Here is a 23,924-nt window from a genome sequence, read left to right as displayed (position 1 = left end):
GCGGGTGGTCGCGGCGACGTGGCGGAGCGAGAGCAAACCCCGCCTGGCCCCTTATCAAACAGGGGGCAGCCAACATGACTGCGACGGCAACCTGGCCGGATGGCCGCCATCGGAGCATCCAGGTAAAGCAAAGCCCCGCCGAAGCGGGGCTTTTCGTTGATGCGCGTGGCCGGCGCCGCGGCAGTCAGCGCACCGCCTGCACCCGCAAGTCGATCGCGTCGCTGCCGTTCTCGCGCTGCAGGATGCGCACCGGGACCGGCACGCTCGGCACCACCCAGGCGATGGTTTCCTTGTCGCCGTTCTTGCTCGACACCTTGGTTGCCTGCTGCGATTTGCCGCCGACGTTGACCGCTTCCTTGCCGACCACGGTATAGGTCAGCTGCTTGACCCGGCCGCCTTCGACCATGCGGTAGCTCATCGGCTTGCCGGCGGCGGCGTCGCGCACGATCGCCAGGTTGACCAGCAGGGCGTCGAGGTCGCCGGCCTGCAGCTTGATCGGGCCGGCGCGGTCGGCCTTGACGTCGCCGGTCCAGGTGGCGACGCCGCGCGACCAGTCGTAGGTCGCGGCGGTGTTCTTCTTCTTGGTCAGCACCTTGCTCGAGTCGCTGCCGCTGATCGGGCGCAGCTTGCCGCCGTTGTCTTCGAAGGTGGTCGATTGGCGCAGCTCGGCCAGCGGGCTGGAGATCGACAGATCGTACTTCCAGCGGTTGCCGTCGGCCGGGGCGACGGTCATGCGTCCGGCGCCCTGCATGCCCATGTAGCTGGCCGAGTAGTCGGCGCTGAACGGCTTGGCCGCCGACGCGGGGGCGCTGACCGCGGTCAGCGCGGCGGTCAGCAGCAGGCCGCGCAGCGTGGTGGTGCGGATCGTCATTCGTTGGCTCCTTTGTATTCGACCAAGCGCAGATCGTAGGTGTCCTGGCCGTTCTCGCGTTGCAGGATGCGCACCGGCGTGGGCACGCCGTCGACCACCCAGATCGAGGTTTCCTCGTTGCCGCTCTGCACCCGGTTGACGCGCATCGCGTTGAAACTCATGTCGTCGACCTTGACCCCTTCCAGTTCCTGCGCCACCACGTATTGGTGCGGACGGGCGCGGCCGGAATCGACGAAACGGTAACTCAGCGTCTTGCCGGGCTGCGCATCGCGCACCACCGCCAGATTGATCAGCAGGCCGCTCATGTCGCCGTCCTGCAGCGCGATGGGCTTGCGGCGATGGTCCTTGACGTCGCCGCTCCACTGCGCGCTGCGCTTGTTCCAGTCGTACACGCCGTTGATCACACGCTTGGAGAACAGCACCTTGCGCACCAGGGTCTGGCTCAGCGGCCGGTAGGCGTCGCCGACGGCGTCGAACAGCGTGCTCTGCTGCGCGGCCGCGCCGGCCAGGCTCATCATGCCGTGCTCGGCGCGGATGTCGAGATCGATGCGCCAATGGCCGCCCTCGGGCTTGACCTGCATGGTCGCGTCGCCCAGCGCCTTGCCGCCGTTGAACACTTCATAGTGGGCGACGAACGGCTCCAGCGCGGAAGCGCCGGCGGGCGAAGCGGCGCCGAGCAGCGCGGCCGTGAGCAGGGGCAGTAGCGACTTCATGACGGCGCGGAGATCCTGGGCTCTCGTGAATGCTGCGCAAGGATGCGTGTCGGGCGACACGCGAGGTTGCGGCCGGGCGATGGGTCAGGCCGCGAGGCCGGTGGCCGGATGGGTCAGATCGCCGGCGAAATCTAAACGCAGCGGCGTAAATAGCGGATGACCGTCGAGGGTGACGGTTGCGCCGTGTTCAGCCAGGCGGCCGCCGACCGCGAGTCTCATCACCGCCAGCAACAGCGGATGCTCCACCGCCAGCACGCGCGCGGCCAGGGCCTCGGCGTCGTCGCCGCCGCGGACCGGCACCACCGCTTGGGCGATCACCGCGCCGGCGTCGAGCTCGGGAATGACGAAGTGCACGCTGCAGCCGTGCTCGCTTTCGCCGTCGGCGAGCGCGCGCGCATGGGTGTGCAAGCCGCGGTACTTGGGCAGCAGCGAGGGGTGGATGTTGATCATGCGGCCGCGGAAGCGCTCGACGAAGGCGCCGCCGAGAATGCGCATGTAGCCGGCGCACAGCACCCAGTCCGGCCGCACGGCGGCGACCGCGGCGGCGAGATCGGCGTCGAAGGCGTCGCGATCGGAGTAGGTCTTGGCCGCCGCCGACCAGCGCAGCGCCTGCGGCACGCGCTGCAGCGCGGGCGCGGAGGGCTTGTCGGAAAATACCCCGACCACCTCGCCGGCCAGCGCGCCGGCGGCGATCGCGTCGAGCACCGCCTGCAGGTTGCTGCCGCGGCCCGAAGCGAGGACGGCGATCCGGGGAAGCGGCTGGGTCATTGCGGCGGCGAGGCGGGAGCGGAGCCGTATTTTAGGCGATCCGGCCCGCTCGCGACCGGCGCACTGCGGCCCGCCCGGCCTGGGCGGTGACGGCGAAGCTGAACGCACGACTGTGACGCAGTCGCCGAAGACGGCATGCGGCGGCGGCCGGCCCGCCGCGGTCGCTTCCGCTGCGGCCGCGGATCGGCAAAGCTGCGGCCAGCGGACAGGGAGCGCAGCGTGGCGGAGGACAGGGGCAGCCCGTGGCGTCGGGCGGCGGTTTGGGTCGCGATGTGCGGTGGCTGGCTGCCGGCTCCGGCCCTGGCGCAGGCGACGGACCTCGCACCGGCGTGCAAGCCGGTCGACGCGCCGACGGTGCGCGCCGACCCGCAGGCGTGCCGGCGCCGTTACCTCCTGCAGGGCGTGCGCGAATCCGATCTGCAAACCCTGTATCGGGCCGCCGACGCCAAGCGCAGCGGCGGCGATCTCGACGGCGCCGGGGACGCGTTGGACTGCGCCCAGGCGGTCGCTGGCGCCGCGGTCGGCTGGCCGACCGACTACGAACTGGTGCGCCGCCGGGGCGTGCTCGACTACTACCGCGAATGCACCGCCGAGGCGCTGACCCGGTTCCGCCGCGCGCTGCACCTGGCGCAGCGCCACGAGGACCGCGCCGCGGAGGCCAAGAGCTGGAACAACGTCGGCTCGGCGTTGCGCCGGCTCGGCGATTACCGCGGCGCGCTGCAGGCCTTCCTCGCCAGCCTGCGGGTGCAGCGCGATGCGCGGGACCCGGCGCTCGGACCGGTGCTCAACAACATCGCCGACATCTACCGCGACCTCGGCGACACCGGCAACGCCGAGCGCCATTACCAGCAGGCGCTGAGCGAGTTCCGTCGGATCGGCAACAAGATCGAGGCCGCGCACGTGCTGCAGAGCCTGGGCGCGCTGGCGCTGGAGGCGGGCGATCCCGCCGGCGCCGAACGCCTGCTCGAGCAGGCCCTGGCCGACTATGTCGAAGGCGGCGAGCGAACGTATCAGCTGCGCCTGCACGCCGAACTGGCACGGGTCGCGTTGGCCCGCGACGACGCGGTCAAGGCGCGGCGCTGGAGCGAGCGCGGCCTGGCCCTGGCCGCCGCCGCCGGCGCTCGGCCGCCGGCGCCGTTGCAATTGCAGGCCGCGCGCGCCGCGCGCCTGCTCGGCGAGCCGCGCGCCGCGCTGGTCCGGGTCAAGGACGCCTTGGCGCAGTTGCCGGCCCAGGACAGCGATCGTCCGGCGTTGCTGGCCGAACTGGCCGCCGATCACGAGGCGCTGGGCGAATGGCCGCAGGCCCTGGCCGCACTGCGCGAATCGGAGAACGCCGCGCGCCGTCTGCGCGAAGCGCGTTACGACCGCGAGATGAAATGGATGCAGCTGCGCTTCGAAACCGCCGAACGCGATCGCACCATCGCCGCGCTCGCCGCCGAGAACCGTTTGCGCGCGGCCAGCCTGCGCCAGCGCACCCTGGCGCTGTGGCTGACCGCGGTCTCCGCCGTGGCGGCGGTGCTGGGCCTGATCGTGTTCTTCCTGCGCCGCCAGCAGCGCGCGCGGCTGGCCGAGGCGGCGCGGCAGGCGCGGCTGGCCGAGGAAGTGGATTACTACCGCCGCGCCGCGGCCGACCTCGGGGTCGACCGCACCCGGCTGCAGGCGGCCTTGGACAGCCGCGAGGACGCGGTGCTGATTCTCGACGCCGGCGGCCAGGTGGTCGCGGCCAACCGCAGTGCCGGCCGCTTGCTCGGCCAGACCGGCGGCGCCGATGGCGCGTTGCCCGGGCGCGCCTTAGGCGAGCTGTTGGACGAGCCGGCGGCGGCGGCCCTGGCCCAGGCGCTGGCGCGACTGGAGGAGTCTTCGGCGCCGCAGCGGTTCGAATTCCGCCCGCGCGACGGCGAGCGGTTGCAGGCGCGGCTCAGCGAGACCGGGCAGGGCGAGGGCTCGGTGGTGCTGGGCCTGCAGCCGTTGGCGGCGGAGGCGGCCGCTGCCGATCCGGCGCCGGCGCCGGCGCCGATCGAGGTCGAACACGATGCTGGCGACGAGGAAATGCGTTCCTCGTTCCGGCGAGCCCTGGTCGAGCTGATGCTGGCGGTGGTCGAGGCCTGGGAGCGCAGCACCGGCCAGGGCCGGCTGGAACTGGCCGAGAAGAGCCGGATCTGGCGGGTCACGGTCGACGACGGTCGGCTGCGGGCGCGGGCGATGGAGCGTTACCTCAGCCTGGCCAAGCTGCCGCGCCAGCCGCGCTGGCGCGACGTGCTGCGCTCGGGCTACTACGTGCTGGCCGAGTGTCCGCTGGAAGAGGCGGTGCGCAGCGAGTTGCAGCGCCATGTCGACGCGGTGCTGACCTATACGCGGCGGCATGCCTTGGTGTGAGGGGTCGGGAGTAGGGATTGGGGATTCGGGATTGGCAAGGCAAAGGCGCTTTCATCCGAGTCCCTAATCCCCAATCCCTAATCCCCAGCACGGCCAACCACTTACAGGCCAAACATACCCGCTGCGTCCCGATTCGATCCCGGCTCGTTCCTCGCCAGGGGTGGTCGGCGGGGGTAGAAATGTGCTGGGCCGAACAACGCCGACGCCACGGCGAGGGCGGTCCGACCGGAGCCGGACGGACCTGCCAGGAGGGCGGGCGCCGACGGGACTTCAGGACGATCGAATCGCTGCCGGGTTCGATCGTCTGCGGCCGGGACGGTCGCGAGTCGACGGTCGCCGCGACCAGGGGACCCGCCTCACGGCGGGAGAGGGGGGCGGCGGCCGTCGGCGACCGGCAACGGACACGACAACGAAGAACACGACAACGAAGAACGCGGTCGGTGCGCCGGCCGGTGCGGCCTGCGGGCCGTCACGGACACCGGCAGGGCGCCGGGCCGCGGTCTTCGAAGGTACAGGGACGTACCACCCGCGCCGCGACGGCAGGAAGCTGCTGCGGTCAGGTGTCCAACGACGCTGCGGGGAGTGGCCGGTCCGGCGGGGAGACACCGGATTCGGCGAGGCGGGCCATGGCGGAACGACGCCGCCATGGCCCGTCGATGGATGCGGCCGGCCGCGGGCCGGCCCGATCCGATCCCGTTGGACCGCGGAGCGCGGATCTCCACGCGGCGGACGAATCGACCCGACCGATCCGCCGGCGCTGCGCGACGCCGGCGAGTGCGCCGGCCGTTAGCGTGCGCCGCGCTTGCCGCGCGGCCAGGCCGCCAGCGCGCCCAGAGTGGCCAGGAACATATCGGTGTGCGCATCCCAGACGTCGCCCTGCTGACCGTTGTAGGACTCGGCGTCCTGCGGCGACATGGTCAGGGCGATCGCCCATTCGATCCATTCGTAGATCAGGCTGGTGCACATGACCGCGGCGACCGCGAGCGCGAAGGCCTGGCGCGCGCTCAGCGCCGGCCAGCGCTGGCGGAAGTACTCGCGCACCGCCGGGGCGAAGCACAGTCCGTAGAGGAGATGGATCAGCCGGTCGAAGTGATTGCGCTGGAAGCCGAGGGCGCGGTCCAGCGACCAGCCACCGGTCAGCCATTGGATCCAGCGGTCGTAGGGCACATAGGAATACAACCAGCGCGCGGCGATGCAGTGGGTGAGCATGAAGCCGCAGATCGCCAGGAAGTGCCCGTCGCGCAGCGGCCAACGGCGGTCGTGGCGCCACAGCCAGAACAGGCCGACCACGGTCAGCACGCTGTGCATGCCCTGTTCGAACGGGCTGGTCGGGGCGATCCAGGTCAGCGCGAATACCAACAGCACCACGGCCAGGGCCGATTTCTTGACGAGACTCATGCGCACCGACAGGGACGGAAGGGATCGAGTGAGCTTAATTCCCTGCGCTCCGTTTGGGGGCTGCGTGCCCCGTGCGCGCCCGGCGAGCGGGGTTGGCGCGGCAAACGAAAACGGCGGGCCGAAGCCCGCCGCTCTCTCGCCACGAATCGCGCGCGATCAGCCGATGTGCACGCGTTCGCCGCCGGTATGGGCGACCACTTCGCCGATGCGCCAGTGCGTCAGGCCCAGGCGGGCCAGGTCGGCCTCGGTCGCGGCGACCGCTTCGTCCGGCACCACCAGCACGAAGCCGATGCCGCAGTTGAAGGTGCGCCACATCTCCTCGCGCGGCACCGCGCCCTCGCGCTGCAGCCAGTCGAACACCGGCGGCAGGGTCCAGGTGGCGGTGCGGATGTCCAGGCCGAGGCCGTCCGGAATCACCCGGATGATGTTCTCGGTCAGGCCGCCGCCGGTGATGTGGGCCATGGCGTGGATCGAATGCTCGCCGCCGTTGGCGCGCAGCAGTTCCAGCACCGGCTTCACGTACAGCGCGGTGGGCGCCATCAGCGCATCGATCAGGCGCACGCCGCCGACGGCGATGTCGCCCGGGCGGCCGGCGCGGTCGAAGATCCGGCGGATCAGCGAATAGCCGTTGGAGTGCGGGCCGCTGGAGGCGATGCCGATCAGCACGTCGCCCTTGCGCACGCGCGCGCCGTCGAGCAGCTGCGACTTTTCCACTGCGCCGACGGTGAAGCCGGCCAGGTCGTACTCGCCCGGCGGGTACATGTCGGGCATTTCCGCGGTTTCGCCGCCGATCAGCGCGCAGCCGGCCAGTTCGCAGCCCTTGGCGATGCCGCCGACCACGGCCACGGTGGTGTCGACGTCGAGCTTGCCGGTGGCGAAGTAGTCGAGGAAGAACAGCGGCTCGGCGCCCTGCACCAGCACGTCGTTGACGCACATGCCGACCAGGTCGATGCCGATGGTGTCGTGGCGGTTGAGCTGTTGGGCCAGCTTGAGTTTGGTGCCGACGCCGTCGGTGCCGGACACCAGCACCGGCTCGCGGTACTTGCCCGACAGGTCGAACAGGGCGCCGAAGCCGCCCAGGCCGCCCATCACCTCGGGACGGAAGCTGCGCTTGACCAACGGCTTGATGCGTTCGACGACCTCGTTGCCGGCGTCGATGTCGACGCCCGCATCGCGGTAGGTCAGCGGCTTGGGAGAGGTGTCGGAGGAGGAAGCGGTCACGGCGGCCCCGGGGTGGTCGCGGAGGGAAGCCCGCGATTTTAGCAGGCTGGGGCGGGGCGAGCGTGAGCCGATAGCTGCCATGAGACCGCGAAAGCCAAGCCGGCCGGGCATTTCGCTGTCTCCCGACGCCGCTCCGCTGTAGTCCACCTCCGGCCCATTCAGCCCCGCAATGGACTCGCCGCCCCGCCTGCGGCACCATTTCGGACCTTGAACGCCGTCGTCCGGATCCGCTGCGGCGGCCGGTCTCCGGGCCGGGCCGGCGGCTCGCAACGCGGGCGGGAAGCCCGCTCCACAGACGAATTAGGGACAGCGATGGGCTGGTCGATGGGTAAGGCAATCCGAGGTTGGACGATCGCAGCGCTGCTGCTGGCGAGCTTCGCGGCCGGCGCGCAGCGGGTCGAGGGCGATCGCGCCCAGGCCGAAGGCGCGTTCTCGGCCGAAGTCCAGGTCAACGGCCAAGGCGAAGCCGAGCGCAACGGCGCGATGGCGCGAGCCCTGGCCCAGGTGCTGGGCAAGATGTCCGGCGACCGCGGCGCGGCCGGCCGGCCGGGCGTCGGCCAGGAGCTGCGCCGGGCCAAGGACTACGTCAGCGGCTACGACTACCGCCAGGACGAAGGCGTCTCGCCGGTCACCGGCGCGCCGACCTTCCAGACCACCCTGGTCGTCAGCTTCGACCAAGCCAAGGTCGAGGCGCTGGCTTCGACCCTGGGGCTGCCGATCTGGCCGCAGCCGCGGCCCAAGCCGGTGTTGTGGATGGCGATCGACGACGGCAGCGGCCCGCGCTTGGTCGGTCTGGCGCAGGCCAACGCCGCCCGCTCGGCGCTGAACCGCGCGGTCGATCGCGGCTACCGCCTCGGCCTGCCGTCCGGCAGCGCCGCCGAACAGGCCACCGTCGGCGCGATCTGGCGCGGCGACGTCGCCGCCGTGGCGCGCGCCTCGTCCCGCTACAGCCCGCCGATGCAGCTGATCGGCAAGGTCTACCGGGTCAAGACCGGCGGCTGGAAGGGCGATTGGACCTTCGTCGACGGCGGCAAGACCCTCAACAGCTGGTCGACCACCGACGCCGACGCGCGCCGGGTCATGGCCGGCGGGGCCGACGGCGCCGCCGACGCGCTGATGAAGCGTTACGCCAAGCGCAGCGTGGCCGGCCCGCCGGGCACCTATCGGGTGGTGTTCAGCGGCGTGCACAGTGCCGAGGGCTACATCCGCCTGTCCGGCTATCTGCAAGGCCTGCCGGTGGTGCGCAAGATGACCCCGGTGCGGGCCACGCCCGACAGCGTCGAGTTCGACCTCGAGCTGCTGTCCGGTTTGCCTGGCCTCAAGCGCATGGCCGATACCGGCGGCACGATCGAGGCGCTGGAAGGCCTCGAAGGCCAGCCGCCGGTCTACCGGCTGCGCTGACCGATGCACCGCGCTCCTATCGACGACATCGCCCTGTTCCTGCGCCGCCTGCAATGGACGGCGTTGGGCGTGGGCGCGTGCTGGCTGCTGTGGGTGCTGGCGCCGGTGCTGACCCCGTTCGTGGTCGCGGCCATGCTCGGCTGGCTCGGCGACCCGCTGGTCGACCGGATCGAACGCACCGGCCGCTCGCGCAACACCTCGGTCACCCTGGTGTTCACCTTCATGGCGCTGCTGGTGGTACTGGTGCTGGTGATCCTGGTGCCGCTGATCGAACGCCAGATCAGCACCCTGATCGTGTCGCTGCCGAGCTACCGCGACTGGTTCACCGCCACCGCGATTCCGTGGCTGGAGCAGCGCACCCGGCTGGAAATCAGCGACTGGCTGGACCTCAACCACCTGATCGAACTGGTGCGCAGCAACTGGGAGCGCGCCGGCGGTTTCGCCACGACCCTGCTGGGTTATCTGTCGCGCTCGGGCTTCGCCCTGATCGGCCTGGTCGCCAACATCGCCCTGCTGCCGGTGCTGACCTTCTTCTTCCTGCGCGACTGGGACGTGCTGGTCGACCGGGTCGCCTCGCTGATCCCGCGCGATTACCTGGCCACGATCAGCCGCCTGGCCAAGGAGTCCGACGAGGTGCTCGGCGCGTTCCTGCGCGGCCAGTTCCTGGTCATGCTGGTGCTCGGCGTGATGTACGGCGTGGGCCTGTGGGGCGTGGGCCTGGACCTGGGCATCCTGATCGGCATCATCGCCGGCCTGCTGACCTTCGTGCCTTACCTGGGCCCGGCCAGCGGCATCATCCTCGGCGTGATCGCCGCGCTGGTGCAGTACGGCGACTGGAAGCACGTGCTCGGCGTGCTGGCGGTGTTCGGCGTCGGCCAGGTGGTGGAGAGCTACTGGCTGACTCCGAAACTGGTCGGCGACCGCATCGGCCTGCATCCGGTCGCGGTGATCTTCGCCGTGCTCGCCGGCGGCCAGTTGTTCGGCTTCCTCGGCATGCTGCTGGCGCTGCCGGTGGCCGCGGTCGCCAACGTGCTGCTGCGTTACGCGCAGGAGCGTTACACCCACAGCCGCCTGTACGCGGGCGAGCAGCCCACCATTCTGATCGATCCGGCGCAGGCGCCGATCGTGCCCAAGGCGAACGACGCCGGTCGTACGGAGCGCGAAGTCGAGTGAGTGTTCCGCAGTTGCCGCTGACCCTGCGTTATCCGCCGGATCAGCGTTTGGAAACCTATGTGGATGCGCCGGACGGAGCGATCGCGCAGTTGCGCGCGCTGGCCACGCACACCCACGAGACCGCCGGCTACGTCGATCCCAGCGGCGCCGACTGGGTCTATCTGGCCGGCCCGTCCGGAGTCGGCAAGACCCATCTGCTGCTCGGCGCCTGCGCCGAGGCCGACGCGGCCGGACGTCGCGCCGCCTATCTGCCGCTGGCGGCCGCGGTCGGGCGTCTGCGCGACGCGCTGCATGCGCTGGAAGGCAACGACCTGCTGGCGTTGGACGGGATCGAAGCCATCGCCGGCCGGCGCGAGGACGAGATCGCGTTGTTCGACACCCATAACCGCGCGCGTCAGGCCGGCATCGCGCTGATCTACGCCGCGCGCGAGAACCCCGACGAACTGGCCCTGACCCTGCCGGACCTGCGTTCGCGACTGTCGCAGTGCACGCGCCTGGTGCTGACGCCGCTGAACGACGAAGGCCGGGCGCAGGTGCTGCGGCAACGCGCGCAGCGGCGCGGGTTGGCGCTGGAAGAGGCCGCGCTGGAATGGCTGCTCAAGCGCACCGACCGCGACCTGGGCGGGCTGACCCAGACGTTGGACAAGCTCGACCGCGCCTCGCTGGCCGCGCAGCGTCGCATCACCGTGCCGTTCCTGCGCCAGACTCTGGGCGCGGATTGATTCTGCGCCGTCGGTGCCCGCGTAGTGCCGCTTCCCGGGAGTAGGAGCGGCGCAAGCCGCGACCGCTGGACGCGCAGAGAGCCCAACGCCGATGTCATCGATCGAAGCCATGGACCCGCGCCTGTAAGCGCGGCGCCCCAAGGCAATACCGCTCAACCTTGCCCGTCGTCCTGCGCGACCGCCGCGCGCAGCGCCTCGTCTTCGATCGCGCCGCCCCAGCCGTTGCCGTGGATCAGCTCGTGCAGCGGCAGGCGCGAGCGCCAGCCTTGGGTTTCCAGTTCGGGACGCGGCAGGAATTCGCTGACATAGCCCAGGCACAGGTAGGCCAGCGGGAACACGCCTTCGGGCAGGTTCAACACCCGCGCCAACTCGTTCGGTTCCAGGATGCTGACCCAACCCACGCCGATGCCTTCGGCGCGCGCGGCCAGCCACAGGTTCTGCACCGCCAGGCAGGCGCTGAACAGGTCGGCGTCGAGCAGGGTGTTGCGGCCGAGCACGTGCGGGCCGCCGCGCTGGCGGTCGCAGGTGATGCACAGGTTGATCGGGCTGTCGACGATGCCTTCTAGCTTGAGCCGCCGGTACAGCGCGGCGCGCTCCTCGCTGTAGTTCGCCGCGGCTTCGGCGTTGGCCTCGTCGTACAGCGCCTTGACCCGCCGCTTCAGCGCCGGGTCGTCTACCAGGACGAAGTCCCAGGGCTGCATGAAGCCGACCGAGGGCGCGTGGTGCGCGGCGCGCAGCAGGCGCGCCAGCGCATCGGGCGGAATCGGATCGGGACGGAACTGCGAACGCACGTCGCGGCGTTCGAAGATCGCCCGGTACAAGCCGCGGCGTTCGTCTTCGGAGAAGCGGTGGTCGGCGCTCATGCGGGCAGGAAGATCGCGGTTCAGCCGAGCAGGCCGGCGTAGACAGCCAGGTCGGCCTCGGAATAACAACAGAACACGACTTCCTCGATGCCCGTGCCGGTATGCGCGAGCACGGTGTCGATGGCGATCCGCGCCGCGGCCTGCAGCGGATAGCCGTAGATGCCGGTGCCGATGCAGGGAAAGGCGATGCGGCGCAGGCGGTGGCGTTCGGCCAGCGCCAGCGCGTTGCGATAGCAGTCCGCCAACAGATCCGGCTCGCCGTGTTCGCCGCCGCGCCAGACCGGCCCGACCGTGTGGATGACATAAGCGGCGAGCAGGCGATGACCGCGGGTGAGCTTGGCCTCGCCGGTCTTGCAGCCGCCGAGCAGGCGGCATTCGGCGACCAGTTCCGGGCCGGCCGCGCGATGGATCGCGCCGTCGACGCCGCCGCCGCCGAGCAAGGACGAATTGGCGGCGTTGACGATCGCGTCCACGCTCAGCGTGGTGATGTCGGCGCGGATGGCGTGCAGGCGCATGTTCAGTCCTGGGCCGGCCAGTCGATGAATTCCGGCGCCACCGCGTCGGTCAGCCAGACGCCGTTTTCGGATTGGAAGAAGCTCAGGCCGCGCGCGTGCATGTCGCCGGCGCGAATCGACAGCACCAGGGCCTTGCCGTGGCGGCTGCCGACCTCGATCGCGGTGTCCGCGTCGGACGACAAGTGCACGTGCTGGCGGCTCTGCTTGACCAGGCCCAGGTTGCGGATCGACTTGGCGAAGCGGGTCGCGGTGCCGTGGTAAAGCACGGCCGGCGGCGCCAGCGCGGTCAGCGCCAGGTCGATCTCGATCGAGTGGCCTTGATTGGCGCGGATGCGGGTGCCGTCGGCGCTGATCGCGAAGCGCTGCTTGTCGTTGTCGCGCACGACTTGCTCGATCAACGCGCGCGTTACCGGCTTGCCGTCGGCATTGGCCAGGCGGATCAGGTCGTCGAGGTCGGCCCAGCCGTTGCTGTCGAGGCTCAGGCCGATCGCTTCGGGTTCGTGGCGCAGCACCAGGCTGAGGAATTTGCTGGTCTTGGTGAGGCTGACGGCGGTCATGGGATTCCAGTTCGCAGGGAGGAGAGGCTGCGGTGGTTCAGGCCGCGCGATATCGATTGGGGGGACATTCAGCCGTGCGCCGCCGCGATCAGCGCGGCGTCGAGTCGCTGCAGGCGCTCGGGCGTGCCGACGTCGGTCCAGCGGCCGCGATGGTGCGAGCCGCTCAAGCGGCCGGCGTCGGCGGCCTGACGCAGCAGCGGCACGATGCTGAAGCGCGGCGGGTCGAGTCGCGCGCCGGCCGCGTCGCCGGCAATCTCGCGCCAGCGCTCGAACAGCGAAGCGCGATACAGGCCGATGCCGGAATAGGTGAGCTTGGCGGCGCCTTCGTTGCCGATGCGGCCGTCGTCGCCGAGATGGAAATCGCCGTGCGGATGCTGGACCGGATTGTCGACCAGCAGCAGATGCGCGTCGCCGTCGAGCGCGCGCGGCAACGCGGCGAAGTCGTAGTCGGTCCAGATATCGCCGTTGGCGACCAGGAACGGCGCATCGGCGGCGGCGTCTTCTTGCAGCAGCGACAGCGCATGCAGCATGCCGCCGCCGGTTTCCAGCGGCGTCGCGCCCTCGTAGGAATAGCGCAGGCGCAACCCCCAGCGCGCGCCGTCGCCGAGCGTGGCCGGGAACTGTTCGGCCAGCCAGGAGGTGTTGACCACGACCTCGTCGACGCCGAGCGCGGCGAGTTTGTCCAGGTGCCATTCGATCAGGCGTTTGCCGCCGACGCTGAGCAAGGGCTTGGGCGTGTGCAGGGTCAGCGGCCGCATGCGCTCGCCCAGGCCGGCGGCGAAGATCAGCGCCTTCATGCGCGCGCGTCCGCGGCTGCGGCGTTGCCGGTCAGGGCCGGCCGCACGTGGCGCTCGACGATCTCGGCCAGCGGGGCCAGTTCCGGATAACGCGGCAGCACGATGTCGAGATATGCCAGGAAGCGCGGCGCGTCGGCCAGGTACTTGGGCTTGCCGTCGCGATGGTGCAGGCGCGCGAACAGGCCGAGAATCTTGATGTGGCGCTGCAGGCCGGCGAAGTCGGCGTCGCGGCGGAAGCGCGCGTAGTCGGGCAGGGGGATGCCGGCGGCGGCGGCGCGAGCGTGGTAGCGCGCCAGCCAGGCTTCGATGCGTTCCTCCGGCCAGCTGACGAAGGCGTCGCGGAACAGACTGATCGGGTCGTAGGCGATGGGGCCGCGCAAGGCGCCCTGGAAATCGATCACTGCCAGGCCGCCGGGCACCGGCATCAGGTTGCGCGGCATGAAGTCGCGGTGGATGAACACCTGCGGCTGCGCCAGGACATTGTCGAGAATGCGCCGGTAGGCCAGGTCCAGGCGTTCCAGATCGCCGCAGTCCAGGCTCAGGCCGAGGTGGCGGCCGAGGAACCATTCGTCGAACAGGCGCAGTTCGCGGCTGAGGAAGGCTTCGTCGTAAGGCGGCAGATCGTCCGGGCAGGGCAGGGACTGGACCTTCAGCAACTGGTCGAAAGCCAGCTCGAACAGGGCGTCGGGGTCGGCCTCGCCGGCTTCCACGGCCTGCAGGAAGGTGCGTTGGCCCAGGTCTTCCAGCAGCAGGAAGCCGCGCTCGGGGTCGGCCTGGAACACGTGCGGCACGCGCACTCCGCCGGCGGCCAGCACGTCGCGCAGGCGCAGCCAGGGACGCGGATCTTCCAGTTCCGGCGGCGAGTCCATCACGATCACGCTGGCGCCGGCGAAGCGGCGCTCTGCGTCGCCCACGCTGCCGCGCCAGTAGCTGCGGAAACCGGCGTCGAAGGAGGCGCGGACGAGGTCGAGGCGATCGTCGCCGGTCGCGGCACGGGCCCAGGCCAGGCGGGCGGCGTCGCGGTCGGTAGGGGACGGCTGGGTCATGCAGGCTCCATGCGGCGAAGGCCGCAGGCGCACAGGGTAGCCGGCCGCGCCGCGTTGGCAACCTCGCGCGTTCAGGGGTAGGAGCGGCGCTCGCCGCGGCCGTGCTCCCTCGGCGGCGTCGACGCCGCTCCCGGACCACCGCACCGCCGCGCGCGTCGCATCGCCGTCTTCATGAAGCGGCGCGGCAACCCCTCGCCCGTACCCTCGCCCGTAAAGATGTAGGGCGAAGCCCACGTCGCCGTCGCCCGGATGCAGTCGCCACCGCTGCTTCCGGCCTAGGAAGCCGTGGGCCCCGCCCTACGGGTGCCCGGTGCGCGGGCCGCGGCCTGCGCAGTTGCGGGATGGAGCCGGCGCGGCGCCGTTCCGTTGCGGCGGCACGTGCGCAGCGTACGGCCGCGCGCGGCCCCATCCCGCGGGTCGAACGAGGTCAGGCGGCCGCTGTCTGGCGCGCTTCCAGCGACGCCAGCCACTCGTCGTCGGAGCCTTCGGCAACGCCCTCGAACAGGAACGTGGACAGGTAACGCTCGCCGGTGTCGGGCAGCATCGCCAGCAGCACCGAGCCTTCCGGCGCCTGCTCGGCGACCTGCAAGGCGGCGGCGACCGTAGCGCCGGCGGAGATGCCGACGAACAGGCCTTCCTCGGCGGCGAGGCGGCGCGCGGTGTCGCGCGCGCTGAGGTCGTCGACCGGACGGATCTCGTCGGCGATCGTGCGGTCGAGCACGCCGGGCACGAAATCCGGCGTCCAGCCCTGGATCTTGTGCGGCTGCCAGTCCTTGCCGCTGAGCAGGGAGGCGCCGGCCGGCTCGGAGGTGACGATCTTCAGATCCGGACGGGCCAGCTTGAGCACCTGGCCGGCGCCGCTGAGGGTGCCGCCGGTGCCCCAGCCGGTGACGAAGTAGTCCAGCCGCTTGCCGGCGAAATCGCGCAGGATTTCCGGGCCGGTGGTGCTGCGGTGGTAGGCCGGGTTGGCCGGGTTGTCGAACTGGCGGGCCAGGAACCAGCCGTGCTGCTCGGCCAGTTCGGCGGCCTTGCGCACCATGCCGCTGCCGCGTTCGGCGGCGGGCGTGAGGATCACCTTGGCGCCGTACGCGCGCATCAGTTTGCGCCGCTCGACCGAGAAGGTCTCGGTCATCACCGCGACGAAGGGATAGCCGCGCGCGGCGGCGACCATCGCCAGGGCGATGCCGGTGTTGCCCGAGGTCGCCTCCACGATCGTCTGGCCGGGCTTGAGCGCGCCGCTGCGTTCGGCGTCGAGCACGATCGCCAGCGCCAGGCGGTCCTTGACCGAGCCGCCGGGATTGAACGATTCGACCTTGGCGTACAGCGATACGTGCTTGGGCGCGATGCGATGGAGCTTGACGATCGGCGTGTCGCCGACGGTGTCGAGGATGCTGTCGTACAGAGGCATGAAAGGCTCCCGTGGCGTGGGTTCGGATGCGGTGAGTGACTCAGGCGGCCGCGGCGTAGTGCGCGCCGGTGTCGCCGAGCGGTGCGCGGCCGAACCAGTGCAGGCGTTCGGACAGAGCGGCAACTTCGCCGATGATCAGCAGCGCCGGCGAGCGCACCTGGTGTTCGGCAGCGCGCTCGGCGAGGTTGGACAGGGTGCCGGCGACCACCCGCTGGTTCGGGCGCGAGCCGTTTTCGATCAGCGCGAACGGCGTGTCGGCGGCGCGGCCGTGTTCGATCAGCTTGTCGCGCAACACGTCCAGACCGGACACGCCCATGTACACCGCCAGGGTCTGCCGCTCCAGCGCCAGCGCGCGCCAGTCCAGCGGTTCGGCCGAGTCTTTCAGATGCGCGGTGACCAGGCGCAGCGACTGCGCGTGGTCGCGATGGGTCAGCGGAATGCCGGCGTAGGCGGCGCAGGCCAGGGCCGCGGTGACGCCGGGCACGACTTCGTAATCGATGCCGTGCTCGCGCAGCGCTTCGAGTTCCTCGCCGCCGCGGCCGAACACGAACGGATCGCCGCCCTTGAGCCGGACCACGCGCTTGCCGGCGCGGGCGTGCTCGAGCATCAGCGCGTGGATGCGCTGCTGGGTGGACTGGTGATCGGTGGGGTGGGTGAGTTCGATCGCGGCGCAGGCGGCCTGCTTGCCGACGTCGATCAGCTCGGCGTCGCGGCGCGCCAGCTTGAGCACTTCGGCGCTGACCAGGCGGTCGTGCAGGATCACGTCGGCTTCGTTGAGCACGCGCAGGCCGCGCAGGGTCAGCAGGCCCGGATCGCCGGGGCCGGCGCCGACCAAGGCCACCGAACCGCGTTCGCCCTGGCGCGCGGCATCCTCGCCGAGCGCGGCGTCGAAAGCCTGTTGCGCTTCGGCTTGGCGGCCCTGGCGCAACAGCGCCTGCAGCGGCCCTGCCAGCAGGCGGTCGAAGAAGCGCCGGCGCGCGCCGAGCTCGGGCAGACGCGCGCGGATGCGTTCGCGCTGCGCGGCGAGCAATTCGGCCAGCGCGCCCAGCGATTCGTCGTAGCGGGTTTCCAGGCTTTCGCGCAGGTGACGGGCGAGCATCGGCGCGGCGCCGCCGCTGGAGATGGCGATCTGCACCGGGCCGCGTTCGACCCGCGCCGGCACGTGGAAGCTGGACGCCTCGACGTCGTCGACCACGTTGACCCAGATCCGCCGCGCTGTGCCGGCTTCCGCCACGGCGCGGTTGACCGCGGCATCGTCGGTGGCGGCGATCGCCAGCCATACCCCGTCCAGCCAGTCTTCGACGAAGCGGCCGGGGCGGTGCTCGATGCGGCCCTCGGCGACCCAATCGGACAGCGCGGGGATCAACGCCGGGGCGCCCAGGCGGACCCGGGCGCCGGCTTCGAGCAGGGCCGCGGCCTTGCGCAGCGCCACCGTGCCGCCGCCGACCACGAGCACCTCGCGTCCGTGCAGATCGGCGAACAGGGGAAACAGAGCGCGGGTCATGGCGGCGACCGGGTAGCGGGGTGGGAGGACGGTACGACGCTACGGCCCCCTGCCGGCGGCGGGAAATGACGGCGCCGCCTTTGCACATGCCGCGGCGTAATGAGCCGCGCTACCTATTACTTGCGTTCAGAAACCAAAACTGGACAAGCTGTTGCCGCGCTGGCTAATCTAGAAATCCTTCCATCCGAATAGAGCGATAGATCACGTGGACGCGATCCGCCCGAGCCGCTGCCGACCGCACCGTCCCCTCCGTTCCGGGACCGGCTGTTGTCGCCGCCTGCGCCGTCGCGCCGCCGATCCCTCCCTCTTACGGACCGCCTCGCCATGACCCTCACCCAACTGCGCTACCTGGTCGCGATCGCCGATTCCGGGTTGAACATCACCCTGGCCGCGGAGCGTGTGCACGCGACCCAGCCCGGCCTGTCCAAGCAGCTCAAGCAGCTCGAGGACGAGCTCGGCTTCCTGCTGTTCGTGCGCAAGGGCCGTAGCCTGGAAGCGATCGCACCGGCCGGCGAACGGGTGCTGGAACATGCCCGCCGGATCCTGGAAGAAGCGGCCAACATCCGCGCCTACGCCGCCAACGAGCGCGGCCAGCATGCCGGCCGGCTGGTGCTGTCGACCACCCATACCCAGGCGCGCTTCGTGCTGCCGCCGGTGATCGCCCAGGTCAAGCGCAACTTCCCCCAGGTCAGCGTGCACTTGCAGGCGGCCTCGGACGGCGAGGTGCTGTCGAACCTGTCGCACGGCAATGCCGACCTGGCGGTGATCAGCACCGCCGGCGCCGCGCCCGAGGGCGGGTTGGCGGTGCCGCTGTTCCGCTGGCGCCGGGTGGTGCTGGTGCCGCGCGCGCACGCCCTGGCCAAGCTGGGCCGGCCGCCGACGTTGTCGGAACTCGCCGCCGAGCCGTTGATTAGCTACGAATCCTCGACCCGGCCCGAGTCGTCGCTGCGCCGCGCCTTCGTCGCCGGCGGGCACGAACCGTTGCTGGCGATGACGGCGCGCGACGCCGATCTGATCAAGACCTATGTGCGCGCCGGTCTCGGCGTCGGCCTGCTGGCGGAGATGGCCGTCACCGCGCGCGACGAAGACCTGCGCGCGCTGACTGCGCCGGATGCGCTGCCGGAGTGCGTGACCTGGGCGGTGATCCCGCGTGCGCGGGTGCTGCGCGACTATGCGCTGGAGCTGATCCACGGGCTGGCGCCGCAGATCGACCGCCGCGACCTGCGCCGGGTGCTGGAAGGCAATCTGGAGCCGCAATGGCCGTTGGCGCCGACCTGGGCCGAGCTGACCCAGTCGATCGGGACTTGATGCGGCGGGTTGGTCGGATAGACCGTTGTGAGGGGCGGCGACAACTAACAGCAAATACCCCCTGGCCCCCTTTTTCAAAGGGGAATGCTTTGGGTGGGAGACGTGGAGGTGTAGGTGTCTGCTCCATTACGGCATGCCGCTACGTCGCGGGCGTCGTAGGTGAGTGGCGCCGGTGCATCGCCCGAGGCGTTACACCGCTGATACCGGTGCGTCGCTCATGCCGATAAGCCGTCGGTACGGCTAAAGCGGCGGCGCGAGTACATTGGATCGCCTGCGCGAGTAGATCGCTGCCACGGGTAGACCGTTGGCAGGTGCGGGTCGTTGGCGGGTGCAGGTCGTTCGAGTCGAGACGCCGCTTTTGCCGCTCTTCTCTTGAAGCTTCTGCCGTCCCCTTTAAAAAAAGGGGGCAGGGGGGATTTGTTTCCGCCTGTACTGTTCGCTTCCCACCAAAACCGAACTCAAGCCGCCTGCGGTTCCGCCGGTTCGCTGTCGAAATGCAGGCCGCATTCGCGCTTGAGGCCGAAGAAACGGGTGTCCTCGTCGCGCATGCCCGCTTCCAGCGGACGCGTGGTGTGGACGTCGCCGATCGAGACGTAACCCTGGTGCCACAGCGGGTGGTACGGCAGGTCGTGCGCGCGCAGATAGTCCCAGATGTCGCGGTCGCTCCAGTCGGCCAGCGGGTGCAGTTTCCAGCGGCCGTCGCGCAGTTGCAGGAAGTCGATGTTGGCGCGGCTGCTGGACTGGCTGCGGCGCAGGCCGGCGATCCAGGTGCGCACGCCGAGTTCGGCCAGGGCGCGCTGCATCGGCTCGACCTTGCGCATGCGGTTGTAACGCTCGATGCCCTCCACGCCCTGTTCCCACAGCCGGCCGAAGCGCGCCTCCATCCAGGCCACGCCGATCTGCGGCCGATAGACCTGCAGATTGAGCTGCAGGCGCTCGCCGAGCTCGTCGATGAAGCGGTAGGTTTCGGGAAACAGGTAGCCGGTGTCGATCACGATCACCGGAATGGCCGGCGCCTGCCGGGTGACCATGTGCAGCGACACCGCCGACTGGGCGCCGAAGCTCGACGACAGCGCGTGTTCGCCGGCGGTGTTTTCCAGCGCCCAGGCCACGCGCTGCTCGGCGCTGCGGGTGCCCAGCCAGGCGTTGAGTTCGGCCAGCGCGCGCGGCGACTCGGCGGCGGTGACGGGATCGATCGGAGCGCTCATGCGGCGGCCTCTGCAATCAGGACGACGGGAATGCCGGTGGGGGTGGGATACGGAATCGCGACCACGCCGCTGCGCACCAGATAGTCGCCGAAGCCTTCGTCGGCGGCGGCGTCTCTGGCGTAGCCGGCCAGCAGCGGATCCAGCGCGGCGAGGATCTCGGCTTCGGCGATGTTCTCGCGGTACAGCGTGTTCAGGCGCTGGCCGCGATGGTCGGCGCCGAGCATCAAGTTGTAGCGCCCCGGCGCCTTGCCGACCAGGGCGATCTCGCCCAGGTAGGGACGCGAGCAGCCGTTCGGACAGCCGCTGATGCGCAGGTTGATCGCCGCCTGCGCAATGCCGTGGCGGTCGAGCAGGGTTTCGACCTGGGCGACGAAGTCGGGCAGGTAGCGTTCGGCCTCGGCCATGGCCAGGCCGCAGGTCGGCAGCGCCACGCAAGCGATCGCGTTGCGACGCACGGGGCTGGCGGCGCGGTAGCCGTCCAGGCCGTGCTGCGCGACCAGCGCATCGACTTCGGCGCGCACCGGGGCCGGAACCCCGGCGATGACCAGGTTCTGATTCGGGGTCATGCGGAACTGCGCGCCCTCGTGCGCCAGCAGCAACCGGGCGATTTCGCGCAGGCCGCTGAGGTGGCTCACCGCGGCGCCTTGCCCGTCCAACGGGCCGTCGACGATCCGTCCGGCCGGAATGCGCAGGGTCAGGTGGCCGCGGCCGTCGTCGCCCTCGACCCAGCCGAAGCGGTCGCCGTTGTGGCGGAAGGCGAACGGGCGCGCCGGAAGGAGAGGGAAACCGGCGCGCCGTTCGACTTCCGCTTTGAACCAGTCCAGGCCGCGGTCGTCGATGGTGTACTTCAGCCGCGCGCGCTTGCGCACGGCGCGATTGCCGAAGTCGCGCTGGGCGGTGACCACCGCCACGCCGACCGGGATCACCTGCTCGGGCGTCGCGAACCCGATCACATCGCCCAGGCGCGGATAGGTTTCCGGATCGCCGTGGGTCGCGCCCATGCCGCCGCCGACGGTGACGTTGTAGCCGAGCACGCGGCCGTCCTCGATCACCGCGATGTAGCCCAGGTCCTGGGCGAACACGTCGACGTCGTTGTAGGGCGGAATCGCGAAGCCGATCTTGAACTTGCGCGGCAGGTAGACCTCGCCGTAGATCGGCTCGTCTTCGCTGCCGCTGCCGGCGACGCGCTCTTCGTCCAGCCAGATCTCGTAGTAGGCGCGGGTGTTCGGCAGCAGGTGCTCGGACAGCGCCGCGGCCTGGGCGAACACCTCGGCGTGGCTGGCCGACAGCTGCGGATTGGCGGCGACCGCGACATTGCGGTTGACGTCGCCGCAGGCGGCCAGGGTGTCGATCAGCGCGGCGTTGATCGCCTGCATGGTCGGCTTGAGTTCGGTCTTGATCACGCCATGGAACTGGAACGCCTGGCGCGTGGTCACGCGCAAGCCGCGTTCGGCGTAGGTCGTGGCCACCGCGTCGAGCTTGAGCCACTGCTCCGGCGAGACCACGCCGCCCGGGGTGCGGGTGCGGATCATGAAACTGTAGGCCGGCTCCAGCCGCGCCTGGCGGCGCTCCTCGCGCAGGTCGCGGTCGTCCTGCTGGTAGCTGCCGTGGTACTTGATCAGGGTCTGATCGTCGTCGTTCAGCGCCCCGGTGACCGGATTGGCCAGGCTTTCCAGCAGGCTGCCGCGCAGCCGCGCGCTGGAGCGCTTGATGTCCTCGACCGAATGCGCGCTCATGCCGCGGCTCCGGCGCGGCGCTGCGCGCTGCGCGGATGCAGCCCGAATGAAACGCGGCCCGTGGGCGTCGGCACGCTCTTGCCGGCGCGCTCGATCGCATCGGTGACGTTGCCGCGTTCCATCCGGGCCGCCGGGGCAAGCCGCGATCCGTTGCGATCAGTAGACACGAAGCCGAACCTGGCGGCCTGCGACGTGCGGCCCGATTCGATCGATTGACGATGGCCGACAGCGCGCATCAGTACACGTCCCGGGCGTAGCGGCCCTGTTGCTGCAGTTGATTGAGATAGTCCTCCGCGTCTTCCGCGCTCTTGCCGCCGTGCTCGGCGATCGCCGCCACCAGCGCCGCGTGCACGTCCTTGGCCATGCGCGTGGCGTCGCCGCACACGTACAGGTGGGCGCCGTTCTGCAGCCAGTCGTAGAGTTCGCGGCCGCGTTCGCGCAGGCGATGCTGGACGTAGACCTTGTGGCTTTGGTCGCGCGAGAAGGCCAGATCGAGGCGGTGCAGCTGGCCGGACTTGAGCGCGGCCTGCCACTCGGTCTGGTAGAGGAAGTCGGTGCGGAAGTGCGGATTGCCGAACAGCAGCCAGTTGCGGCCGCCGGCGCCGTCGGCGGCGCGCTCCTGGACGAAGCCGCGGAACGGCGCGACGCCGGTGCCGGGGCCGATCATGATCACGTCGCGCGAGCCGTCGGCGGGCAGGCGGAAGCGTTCGTTGTGTTCGACGAACACCGGCAGGCGATCGCCTTCGGCGGCGCTGGCGAGCTGGTGCGAGGCCGCGCCCCAGCGGGTGCCGGCGGCGGTTTCGTACTGCAGGTGAGCGACGGTGAGATGGACTTCGTCGCCGACCAGCTTCTGACTGGAGGCGATCGAGTACAGCCGCGGCGTCAGCGGGCGCAGCGCCGCGACCAGCTCGTCGGCGCTCCAGTGGCCGTCGTAGCGCTGCAGCAGGTCGATCACCTGACTGTTGGCGAGCAGGTCGGTCAGCGCGGCGGCCTGGTCCGGGGCCAGCAGGCGGTTGAGTTCGTCGCTGCGGGCGTGCGCGGCGTGGCTGGCGACGAACGGCCGTGCCAGCTTGGTCAGCTCGCGCTTCTCGCTCAGCCATTGGCGCAGCGGCAGTTCCTGGCCGGCGTGGGCGACCGCGGCGTCGCCGTCGAGGTCGAGGGTGTGCAGCACCGCCTCGACTAGCTGCGGCGGGTTGCGCGGCCACAGGCCGAGCGCGTCGCCGGGCTGGTAATGCAGGCCCGAGCCCTCCAGCGAGAGTTCGATGTGGCGCACGTCCTTGTCGGAGCGGTAACGGCCGGCGATCGCCTGGGTCAGGCGCTGGTTGCCGATCAGCTCGGCCGCGAACGGCGCATCGCGGTGGTGCGCCGGCGCGCTCGGCAGCGGCCGCAGCGGGGTCACCGTGGCCAGGTGCGCGGCGGCCGGCTTCAGGGTTTCCTTGGCCTGGGCCAGGGCCTGCTGCAGCCACGGCGCGGCCACGGTCTCCAGGTCCAGGTCGGCGTCGCCGCGGGCGAACAGGCGGTGGGCGCCGAGTTCGGCCAGGCGCGCGTCGAGCTTGTGGCCGATCGCGCAGAATTGCGGATAGCTGGAATCGCCCAGGCCGAGCACGGCGTAGCTGAGCTGCTTGAGTTCGGGCGCGCGCTTGCCGGCGATGAACTCGACCAGGCCGCGGGCGTCGTCGGACGGGTCGCCGTCGCCCTGGGTGCTGACGACCAGATAGAGCAGGCGCTCGTTCTTGAGTTCGCGGGTCGGGTAGGCGTCGGCACGCAGCAGGCGCACGTTGAGACCGGCCGCTTCGGCCTGCCCGGCGAGCTGCTCGGCCAGGCGCTTGGCGTTGCCGGTCTGGCTGCCGTAGACGATGCTCAGCCGCTCGCCGCTGCGGGCGTCGGCGACCGGCGCCTGCACCGCCGCGGCGAGGCCGCCGCCGGCGCGGGCCAGGCCGGCGGCGTAGCCGGACAGCCACCACAGGCTGTCTTTGTCCAGGCCGTCGGTGAGACGGGCGAGCGAGTCGAGCCGGTCCGCGGGCAGCGGAGTGGCGAGCAGGGCGGGAGCGGACAGGGCGGCGGCGGGCACGGCGGTCGGCTTCTGGCTTGGGAGTCAGCAGGCTACGAGCCGGTGCCGGGGGCGCGGAAAGGATGCTCGGTTATGCGTTCATGACCTGCGCTCATTTCTCCGCGATTCCGAGGGGATTTCTAATGGCCCCCGGGGTCGAGGCTCCGGACCGGCCGTGCCGGGCCGGCCGCACCCCGCCTTCGCCGGCACAGCCGGCGCCCGCTGCGCCGCGCCGGCGACCGACCTCGCCGACTATGCGCACAATCTCCGCCGGCCGCCGCCGCCCGAG

21 protein-coding genes are annotated in these 23,924 nt (G+C 70.8%); 5 read left to right on the top strand and 16 right to left on the bottom strand.

What is annotated here, in order from left to right; genetic code table 11:
- Positions 1 to 184 precede the first annotated feature (184 nt).
- The 3 genes from V2J18_RS16405 to purN form a co-directional block, all read right to left on the bottom strand.
- Complete coding sequence (locus V2J18_RS16405) at positions 185 to 871, bottom strand: DUF3108 domain-containing protein (RefSeq protein WP_336132354.1); 687 nt, start codon at positions 869 to 871, stop codon at positions 185 to 187.
- Positions 868 to 1,584 carry a DUF3108 domain-containing protein gene (locus V2J18_RS16400; RefSeq protein ID WP_064749286.1) on the bottom strand — a complete coding sequence of 239 codons (717 nt, stop codon included), beginning with the start codon at positions 1,582 to 1,584 and terminating at the stop codon, positions 868 to 870. Before V2J18_RS16400 ends, V2J18_RS16405 begins: the two co-directional genes overlap by 4 nt.
- 84 nt (positions 1,585 to 1,668) lie before the next feature.
- Positions 1,669 to 2,352 carry a phosphoribosylglycinamide formyltransferase gene (gene purN / locus V2J18_RS16395; protein ID WP_336132353.1) on the bottom strand — a complete coding sequence of 228 codons (684 nt, stop codon included), beginning with the start codon at positions 2,350 to 2,352 and terminating at the stop codon, positions 1,669 to 1,671.
- 219 nt (positions 2,353 to 2,571) lie between these two features.
- Between purN and V2J18_RS16390 the strand changes: the two genes are divergently transcribed.
- Positions 2,572 to 4,728 carry a tetratricopeptide repeat protein gene (locus tag V2J18_RS16390; RefSeq protein ID WP_336132352.1) on the top strand — a complete coding sequence of 719 codons (2,157 nt, stop codon included), beginning with the start codon at positions 2,572 to 2,574 and terminating at the stop codon, positions 4,726 to 4,728.
- Between the two features lie 786 nt (positions 4,729 to 5,514).
- On the opposite strand, the gene V2J18_RS16385 is transcribed toward V2J18_RS16390, so the two are convergent.
- Both V2J18_RS16385 and purM read right to left on the bottom strand, forming a co-directional pair.
- On the bottom strand, positions 5,515 to 6,126 hold the full coding sequence (locus tag V2J18_RS16385; RefSeq protein ID WP_064749283.1) for a DUF2238 domain-containing protein: 612 nt from the start codon (positions 6,124 to 6,126) through the stop codon (positions 5,515 to 5,517).
- A gap of 156 nt (positions 6,127 to 6,282) precedes the next feature.
- Entirely contained in the window at positions 6,283 to 7,347 is a 1,065-nt protein-coding gene (purM, locus tag V2J18_RS16380) for a phosphoribosylformylglycinamidine cyclo-ligase (protein WP_336132351.1), read from the bottom strand.
- A 324-nt stretch (positions 7,348 to 7,671) separates the two neighbouring features.
- Here purM and V2J18_RS16375 point away from each other — a divergent pair, with 324 nt between their 5' ends.
- The 3 genes from V2J18_RS16375 to hda are packed head-to-tail and all read left to right on the top strand — an operon-like array spanning position 7,672 to position 10,643.
- A complete protein-coding gene (locus tag V2J18_RS16375) occupies positions 7,672 to 8,748 on the top strand; it encodes a DUF2066 domain-containing protein (protein ID WP_336132350.1) in 1,077 nt (358 codons plus the stop codon).
- A 3-nt stretch (positions 8,749 to 8,751) separates the two neighbouring features.
- Positions 8,752 to 9,921, top strand: coding sequence for an AI-2E family transporter (locus tag V2J18_RS16370; protein WP_064749281.1), 1,170 nt, complete (start codon positions 8,752 to 8,754; stop codon positions 9,919 to 9,921).
- Positions 9,918 to 10,643, top strand: coding sequence for a DnaA regulatory inactivator Hda (hda, locus tag V2J18_RS16365; RefSeq protein ID WP_064749280.1), 726 nt, complete (start codon positions 9,918 to 9,920; stop codon positions 10,641 to 10,643). Before V2J18_RS16370 ends, hda begins: the two co-directional genes overlap by 4 nt.
- 152 nt (positions 10,644 to 10,795) lie before the next feature.
- Here the strand turns inward: hda and bluB are convergent, their stop codons facing one another.
- From bluB to cysG, 7 genes are all read right to left on the bottom strand, one after another.
- Positions 10,796 to 11,506, bottom strand: coding sequence for a 5,6-dimethylbenzimidazole synthase (gene bluB, locus V2J18_RS16360; RefSeq protein ID WP_064749279.1), 711 nt, complete (start codon positions 11,504 to 11,506; stop codon positions 10,796 to 10,798).
- Positions 11,507 to 11,526: 20 nt separating this feature from the next.
- Positions 11,527 to 12,021, bottom strand: coding sequence for an O-acetyl-ADP-ribose deacetylase (locus V2J18_RS16355; RefSeq protein ID WP_064749278.1), 495 nt, complete (start codon positions 12,019 to 12,021; stop codon positions 11,527 to 11,529).
- Positions 12,022 to 12,023: 2 nt separating this feature from the next.
- Positions 12,024 to 12,578, bottom strand: a complete 555-nt coding sequence (locus V2J18_RS16350; RefSeq protein ID WP_064749277.1) for an RNA 2'-phosphotransferase — start codon at positions 12,576 to 12,578, stop codon at positions 12,024 to 12,026.
- A gap of 68 nt (positions 12,579 to 12,646) precedes the next feature.
- The gene (murU, locus tag V2J18_RS16345) at positions 12,647 to 13,375 is read right to left on the bottom strand and encodes an N-acetylmuramate alpha-1-phosphate uridylyltransferase MurU (protein WP_336132349.1); all 729 of its coding nucleotides are present in this window, start codon (positions 13,373 to 13,375) and stop codon (positions 12,647 to 12,649) included.
- Positions 13,372 to 14,421, bottom strand: coding sequence for an aminoglycoside phosphotransferase family protein (locus tag V2J18_RS16340; RefSeq protein WP_064749275.1), 1,050 nt, complete (start codon positions 14,419 to 14,421; stop codon positions 13,372 to 13,374). Before V2J18_RS16340 ends, murU begins: the two co-directional genes overlap by 4 nt.
- 427 nt (positions 14,422 to 14,848) lie before the next feature.
- Entirely contained in the window at positions 14,849 to 15,829 is a 981-nt protein-coding gene (cysK, locus tag V2J18_RS16335) for a cysteine synthase A (RefSeq protein WP_064749274.1), read from the bottom strand.
- Between the two features lie 40 nt (positions 15,830 to 15,869).
- Positions 15,870 to 17,333: a siroheme synthase CysG gene (cysG, locus tag V2J18_RS16330; RefSeq protein WP_064749273.1), complete on the bottom strand. Its 1,464-nt coding sequence runs from the start codon at positions 17,331 to 17,333 to the stop codon at positions 15,870 to 15,872.
- A 324-nt stretch (positions 17,334 to 17,657) separates the two neighbouring features.
- Between cysG and V2J18_RS16325 the strand changes: the two genes are divergently transcribed.
- Positions 17,658 to 18,641 carry a LysR family transcriptional regulator gene (locus tag V2J18_RS16325; RefSeq protein WP_336132348.1) on the top strand — a complete coding sequence of 328 codons (984 nt, stop codon included), beginning with the start codon at positions 17,658 to 17,660 and terminating at the stop codon, positions 18,639 to 18,641.
- Between the two features lie 458 nt (positions 18,642 to 19,099).
- Here V2J18_RS16325 and V2J18_RS16320 read toward each other — a convergent pair whose 3' ends face one another.
- The 4 genes from V2J18_RS16320 to V2J18_RS16305 are packed head-to-tail and all read right to left on the bottom strand — an operon-like array spanning position 19,100 to position 23,656.
- A complete protein-coding gene (locus tag V2J18_RS16320; RefSeq protein WP_064749271.1) occupies positions 19,100 to 19,849 on the bottom strand; it encodes a phosphoadenylyl-sulfate reductase in 750 nt (249 codons plus the stop codon).
- Positions 19,846 to 21,585 carry an assimilatory sulfite reductase (NADPH) hemoprotein subunit gene (cysI, locus tag V2J18_RS16315; protein WP_336132347.1) on the bottom strand — a complete coding sequence of 580 codons (1,740 nt, stop codon included), beginning with the start codon at positions 21,583 to 21,585 and terminating at the stop codon, positions 19,846 to 19,848. Before cysI ends, V2J18_RS16320 begins: the two co-directional genes overlap by 4 nt.
- Positions 21,582 to 21,821 (bottom strand): hypothetical protein, encoded by a 240-nt coding sequence (locus tag V2J18_RS16310; RefSeq protein WP_141233555.1) that lies wholly within the window; start codon positions 21,819 to 21,821, stop codon positions 21,582 to 21,584. Before V2J18_RS16310 ends, cysI begins: the two co-directional genes overlap by 4 nt.
- On the bottom strand, positions 21,821 to 23,656 hold the full coding sequence (locus V2J18_RS16305; protein ID WP_425606041.1) for an assimilatory sulfite reductase (NADPH) flavoprotein subunit: 1,836 nt from the start codon (positions 23,654 to 23,656) through the stop codon (positions 21,821 to 21,823). The genes V2J18_RS16310 and V2J18_RS16305 overlap by 1 nt, the downstream gene beginning before the upstream one ends.
- Positions 23,657 to 23,924 lie beyond the last annotated feature (268 nt).

The sequence above is a fragment of the Lysobacter firmicutimachus genome (genome assembly GCF_037027445.1).
Classification (GTDB): domain Bacteria; phylum Pseudomonadota; class Gammaproteobacteria; order Xanthomonadales; family Xanthomonadaceae; genus Lysobacter; species Lysobacter firmicutimachus.
The sequence above is the reverse complement of the archived record's forward strand: the minus strand, read 5'-3'. Positions and strand labels throughout refer to the sequence as shown.